The organism is Pararhizobium mangrovi (assembly GCF_006516965.1).
In the GTDB taxonomy this organism is placed as follows: domain Bacteria; phylum Pseudomonadota; class Alphaproteobacteria; order Rhizobiales; family Rhizobiaceae; genus Pararhizobium_B; species Pararhizobium_B mangrovi.
Genome location: NZ_VHLH01000060.1, coordinates 1 through 4,776, shown reverse-complemented (window position 1 = coordinate 4,776; position 4,776 = coordinate 1). Strand labels below are relative to the sequence as shown.

3 protein-coding genes are annotated in these 4,776 nt (G+C 64.4%); 1 reads left to right on the top strand and 2 read right to left on the bottom strand.

Annotation, left to right across the window (positions count from 1 at the left end):
* Positions 1-334 precede the first annotated feature (334 nt).
* Together FJU11_RS18125 and FJU11_RS18120 are read right to left on the bottom strand one after the other, a co-directional pair.
* Positions 335-1,870 (bottom strand): FAD-dependent monooxygenase, encoded by a 1,536-nt coding sequence (locus tag FJU11_RS18125; protein ID WP_141168476.1) that lies wholly within the window; start codon positions 1,868-1,870, stop codon positions 335-337.
* Positions 1,871-2,415: 545 nt separating this feature from the next.
* Positions 2,416-3,117 (bottom strand): phosphoribosyltransferase, encoded by a 702-nt coding sequence (locus FJU11_RS18120; protein WP_141168475.1) that lies wholly within the window; start codon positions 3,115-3,117, stop codon positions 2,416-2,418.
* Between the two features lie 116 nt (positions 3,118-3,233).
* Between FJU11_RS18120 and FJU11_RS18115 the strand changes: the two genes are divergently transcribed.
* Positions 3,234-4,406, top strand: a complete 1,173-nt coding sequence (locus FJU11_RS18115; RefSeq protein WP_141168474.1) for a M20 aminoacylase family protein — start codon at positions 3,234-3,236, stop codon at positions 4,404-4,406.
* Positions 4,407-4,776 lie beyond the last annotated feature (370 nt).

The following is a 4,776-nucleotide window of genomic DNA, read 5'->3' as shown; positions in this document are numbered from 1 at the left end:
CATCCGGTCCCTCCCTGGACTCTGAAGTCTCACAACCTCAGCATCCCCGGTCCGGACCGGATGGACAACCTAATGAAAGCTCACACCTAGACACCGTTCGTCAGGGAAGCGATGACGTCCTTTCGTCCACCGCGTCGAGGACGGTCGTCGATCCGATCCTCAAGGAAACGGCATCGTCCGCGAAGATGCCGTCGAAAGCGTCGGGGTCGAATGTGTCGGGCGTCCAACCTCGGTCGATGCAGGCGACGTATTGCGCCCCGAGTTGGCGGAGGTCCTCCATATCCAGAAGGCGGAGAACCCCCGCCGGGTGTGGCTCTTGCGCATGTGCCATGGCTCAGCCCCGTGCCGCGATGAGCCTGCGGATGGACGCTTCCGCGCCCGCGTCGGGCAGTTTCTGCGAGCGCCAGGCCACGATCCCGTCGGGTCGGACCAGCGTGGCGCCCGCCCCGCTTACGCCGAACATGGCCGCGAACGGCTGCCCGGCCGGGAACCGAAATCCCCGGCCGACCATCACGGCATCGATCGAGAGGCGCTCGCCGAGATCGATCCATGCGCGATTGGCCGAAAGCAGCACGTAATCCCGGCCGAAGAGGTCCAGCGTCGATCGCGTTCCCTCCTCGCCATCCTCCCATACGTGTGGCGCGCGCGTGCCGGGCTGGCCGGCCCAGACCTTCGGCGGGGCCGCTGCGGGAAGATCCGGCCCGGCGCCGCGGACCGCCGTCGAGCGGTTGAGTTGGCCGAACTCCATCGCGTCGTTCCCGAACAGCGGCTCGGGCCGGAACGTCGATGGTGCCCAGTGCGCGTAGTCGGGGCGGGAAAAGGTCTGCTGATGCCGCAGCCAGCCGATCGGCCGCCGCTCCGCATGGTACGTGTCGAGCAGCCCGACGTCCGCTCTGCCCCCAAGCACCGCGGCAAGCTTCCAGGCAAGGTTCCAGACATCGTCGATGCCGGTATTGGCGCCGAAGCCGCCGCGGGTCGGAGGAAGCTGGTGCGCCGCGTCGCCCGCCAGGAAAATCCGCCCACGACGGTATTCCTCGGCGATCCGTCCCGCCAGTTCCCATTTGCCGGTGGTGACGATCTCGAACGGCAGATCGCGACCGAGCGCGCGCTGCACCGCCGCACGCAGCTCTTCCGTGTTGCGTTCGCGGTCGTCGTCGAACATCAGCACCCATCGCCCGTCGCCATAGGTCGTCAGGAAGGCCTTGAAGCCGGGCTGTTCGATCTCGAATTGCTGGGCTCCGCGGTCGAGTACGACGTCGGCATCCGGGCATCGGAACAGGACGCTGCGCACCGTGCGCAGATGCCCCACGCCGCTTCTTGCAATCCCCAGACCTTCGCGGATTGTGCTGTCGGCGCCATCGCAGGCGATCACCCAGTCGGCTTCGATCGTTTCTTGAATACCGTCGTCGCGGTGCCGAACCGTCGCCGTCGCGCGATCCTCATCTTGCGTCAGGTCCGTCAGTTCGACGCCGAGGCTCAACTGCGCACCCGCCTCGATCGCCGCAGCACGCAGGATCGGCTCGAGCTCGTCCTGCGCGATCGCAGCACCCGTGCACGGCGACAGCGCCGCGCTGCGGTCCGACGGCTCGCCCGGCGTCCAATCGGTCTCGGCCACCCAGTCGCTGAACAGGCTCTCCACCTGGACGCGGCGCAGCCGGGCGCCCGGATCGTTCTGCGGAATGCGATCCGCAATGCCGCAGGCGCGGTAGTGCTCCATGGTGGTCTCGGTGAACCCCATGGCACGGGGATGCGCGGCACTGCCCCGATGCTTGTCGATCAGCAGGTGCGGGACGTTGTGGTGACGCAGGAAGAGGGAAGCGGACAGGCCGACGAGGCTTCCGCCGACGATGAGAACAGGAACATGGCGCATGGTGAGCGTCCTTCGGTCACGATGCCGCGGGCCACGGCATGAGGACGCTCTTTGAACCTGCCCGCAATCGTCGAGTGACGAAGTTTCACGTCGTCTCGCTGAACCGGCCGGGAAGAAGACAAGCGTCCACCCCGTCGTGGTCCGCGGCCCTTCGGGCTGGAATTGCACTCCACGTCAGACGCGGAGCTGACCGGGGCTCACCACGCCGGTCCACCTTTCTCGACCCGTTCGATGTACTTGCTACGATCCGTCCGCACAAGGCCGGCGCCGGTTGGAAATCTGCGCGTTCCGACTATTCCGTCCTCTTCTCGAAAGACAGGAGGGTACCAATATGAGTTAGTGATCAGATGCTATCCATAAGCAGACTTTTTCGAAGCGGCGCCCATCGAAACGTCTGCAATCCCCCTACTCTACCAATTTGCGGAACCATCCATTCCGGCGGATACGCGGTGAATCCGTCCATGCCGGCGAACTTCGTCTTCGAGCGCGCCACGGCGTACTCTGTCACTCCGAGCTTGACCTGCACCCTTTGAAGCTTGCCATGGCTACACTGGCGCAGGTTCCCCGCTCGATGCGGCAATCCATCCGCCTCCCGTCGCTTCGAGAATCGGCGTCTCGAAGACGTAGCGAATGCGCTCGGGCAGATCGTTCCGGATCGCACGGAGACGTTCATGGGACCGCCGCGTTTGAAGCATCGCCGCCCCGATCGCGACAGGGTCGATATCGCAGCTTTCGAGAAGCTTCAGGCCCGCGACGATCGAGGTACCCGTCGAGATAACGTCGTCGACGAGCGCGACCCGGCTCCCCTGAAGCAGCGGCAGCATTCGCGGATCCACGTAGAGGCGTTTGCCAGCTTGCGGAGAGGTGATCGAGGCAAGCGGAACGGATAGGGTCTCCTCGTACCAGAACTTCCGCGACGTTCCGAGCGGCACGTATCGCGTATGGCCGAGCCTTCGGGCGACGGAACGGGCAAGCGTCAATCCGAGCGTCGGAAGGCCGACGACGATCTGCGGTTCGAATGGCGCCAGTTTGCCGGCGAGATCGTCTGCCAAGGCATCCTCGACGGCGAAACTCGCCTGGTTGACGATCAATGAAGCAAGCGCATTCCGTCCGCCTTCGAGCGGGCGGATCGGAAGGAGGATCTGCCGGCCGTCCCGCAACGCAACAGGGTAACCGTCTACGAAGGGCTCAGTTTGCGAGAAGCTTCCCGCCGGGTGAAGGTCCTGCCAGAACGCGTGCGGTTTCATCATGGCGTCCGATACGCTGCGATTGCGAAGGTTCAAACGGTGCGGCAACCGGTTTATAGATGGCCTCGCGCGGATCAAGCCCGCCCGTATCTCTCGACAACCGAAGGTCTTCGCCGATGCGCGTTCCAGAGACGATCACTGCCGATCTTCCCTTCCTTGCCGATTTGCGTCGGGACCTTCACGCACATCCCGAACTCGGCTTCGAGGAGGAGCGTACGAGCGAACGCGTCGCTACGCTTCTTACCGAAACCGGGATCGAGGTTCATCGTGGTCTGGCCGGAACGGGCGTCGTGGGTACCCTGCGTTCTGGAACCGGCGACCGTGCGATCGGTCTTCGTGCCGACATGGACGCGCTCGCCATGACCGAACGCGTTGCACGGCCCTACGCATCGAAGACGCCCGGCAAGATGCATGCCTGCGGCCATGACGGGCATACGACGATGCTTCTCGGCGCAGCACGCCATCTGGCTGCGACCAAAGCCTTTTCGGGAACCGTCCACTTCATCTTTCAGCCTGCCGAGGAAGGGCGCGGCGGGGCGCGGCGCATGGTCGAGGACGGGCTCTTCACCCATTTCCCCTGCGACATGGTCTTCGGCCTGCACAACATGCCGGGCCTTGAGACGGACGAGATCGCAGTCTTCGAGGGACCGCAACTCGCGTCTTCGGATAGCTGGCGGCTGACGTTCCGGGGGACCGGTACCCACGGCGCCAAACCCCATCTCGGCCGTGATCCGATCACCGCGGCAGGCAGTTTCATTGCTGCTCTCCAGACGATCGTCGGGCGCGTCGTCGATCCGTTACAGCCGGCCGTCGTCAGCGCCTGTTCACTGCGCGCCGGTGATCCGAACGCGCTCAACGTCATCCCCGATACCGTCGAGATCTGCGGGACGGCGCGTGCCTATACGCCCGAGGTGCGCGACACGCTCGAAGCGGAAATCGGCAGGCTTGCTCACGGAACGGCCGCGATGTTCGGAATCAAGGCCGAATACGATTTCATCCGACGCATCCCGCCCGTCGTGAACGCGCCCGACGCGACGGAACGTGCCCGCATGGCGGCTGTCGACGTTTTCGGCGAGGCGAAAGTCCGCACGCAGTTTCCACCGTCCACGGCCGGCGACGACTTCGCCGAATTCGCCGCGATGACGCCCGGCTGCTACGTCTGGCTCGGAAACGGACCGGCCATCGACGGCGCCCTGCACCACAACACGGCCTACGACTTCAACGATAAGGCGATTGCGTCCGGCGCGGCATTCTGGTCGCGCCTCGTCGAGCGGGAACTGCCTGCCTGAGGGCTGAGACCGCCGATGCCTGCCTTAGAGCCTTTGAGGTTTATACGGAAACGCTCTGCCGACCCTGTTTGCGTCAGGACCGAGACGGATGGCGACGAGCGTACTGGTGGTACGGTCGAGCCATCCGTCGAAGCATCATGGCGCAAACAGGGTCGGCCCGAAGGGTTCGACCGTGCCGCTCTCCTACTTTGTCGGCGATCTTGCCCGATGAACCACATCGCGCTGCGATCGCCTAACAAAGTGGGAAACCGGCACGATCGAACAGAGCGCTTCCGTATGAACCTGAAAGGCTCTAGTTGTGAGCTTTCATTAGGTTGTCCATCCGGTCCGGACCGGGGATGCTGAGGTTGTGAGACTTCAGAGTCCAGGG

Coding starts and splice junctions, on each gene's coding strand:
- FJU11_RS18125 (WP_141168476.1), bottom strand. CDS start 1,870: ATGCGCCATGTTCCTGTTCTCATCGTCGGCGGAAGCCTCGTCGGCCTG.
- FJU11_RS18120 (WP_141168475.1), bottom strand. CDS start 3,117: ATGAAACCGCACGCGTTCTGGCAGGACCTTCACCCGGCGGGAAGCTTC.
- FJU11_RS18115 (WP_141168474.1), top strand. CDS start 3,234: ATGCGCGTTCCAGAGACGATCACTGCCGATCTTCCCTTCCTTGCCGAT.